At 80.6% G+C, this 1,175-nt stretch carries 1 protein-coding gene and 1 pseudogene; one reads left to right on the top strand and one right to left on the bottom strand.

Features of this window, described 5'->3' with window-relative positions:
- Positions 1–234: pseudogene (locus EF918_RS35945) on the bottom strand (hypothetical protein); the annotation flags it as partial.
- Between the two features lie 325 nt (positions 235–559).
- On the opposite strand from EF918_RS35945, the gene EF918_RS35940 reads away from it, so the two are divergent.
- On the top strand, positions 560–1,175 hold a 616-nt coding region (locus EF918_RS35940; protein WP_125653001.1), incomplete at its 3' end, for an aminotransferase class I/II-fold pyridoxal phosphate-dependent enzyme.

The raw sequence follows: 1,175 nt of genomic DNA, 5'->3' as shown, positions 1-1,175 counted from the left end.
GGAGTGCGTCGACGCGCCCGGCGCCACCTCGGGCCCGTCCGCGCCATCCGCTTCGGCGCCCTGGGCCGTGCCGGGGCCGGGCGCGTCGACGCACTCCGCCACGGCGCCCTCGGCCGCGTCCGCCCCGGGCTCGTCCACGCCGTCCGCTTCGGCGGCCTGGGCCGTGCCGGGGCCGGGCGCGTCGACGCACTCCGCCAGGGCGCCCTGGGCCGCGTCCGCCCCGGGCTCGTCCACGCCGTCCGCTTCGGCGGCCTGGGCCGTGCCGGGGCCGGGCGCGTCGACGCACTCCGCCAGGGCGCCCTGGGCCGCGTCCGCCCCGGGCTCGTCCGCGCCGTCCGCTTCGGCGTCCGGGGCGGCGTCGGCCTCCGGCCCGTCGACGTGCCGCGCCCGCCTGGCCGGGGCCGCGCCCGCCCAGGGCTGGTCCCCGGCTCCTACCTCTGCCGCTGCGGTCGGGGTGGCGGTCGGCGCAGGTACGGCTCCTGCCCCGCCCCTCGGCCCGGCCGCCCGGACCGGCCTGGCCGGGGCCGGGGCCCGGTCCGCGACGGAGGGCGGAGACGGTGTGTTCGGCGGGGGCGGGCGCGAAGGGGTGGTCGATGCGTTGCGGGCGCTGCCGTGCCGGATCGATCTTTCGCCGGGCGTGCCCGACCTCGCCGCCTTCCCCCGGACGGCCTGGCTCCGCGCCGAACGGTCGGTCCTGGCCGAGGTCGGCCCGGCCGATTTCGGGTACGGCGACCCGCAGGGCACGCCCGCCCTGCGCCGGGCGATCGTCGGCTGGCTGGCCCGCAACCGCGGGATCCGCGCCGACCCGGCCGAGGTCGTCGTCGTGGCCGGCGTCGCCCAAGCCCTCGGCCTGCTCGCGCAGATCCTGCGCACCCTCGGCGTCGACCGCATCGCCGTCGAGGACCCCGGCTCCCTCGGCGCCCGCCAGCAACTGGAGTACCACGGCCACACCACCGTCCCCGTCCCCGTCGACGACGGCGGCCTGGACGTGGCGGCGCTGCGCGCCACCGACGCACCGGCCGTCCTGCTCACGCCCGCCCACCAGTTCCCCACCGGCACCGTCCTCGACGGCGAGCGCCGCCGCGAACTCCTGCGCTGGGCCGCCGACGGCGGCGTCGCCATCGAGGACGACTACGACGCCGAACACCGCTACGACCGCCCGCCCGTCCCGGCCC

The sequence above is a fragment of the Streptomyces sp. WAC06614 genome (assembly GCF_003949795.1).
Taxonomy (GTDB): Bacteria; Actinomycetota; Actinomycetes; order Streptomycetales; family Streptomycetaceae; genus Streptomyces.
This window is presented reverse-complemented; position numbering and strand designations above follow the sequence as displayed.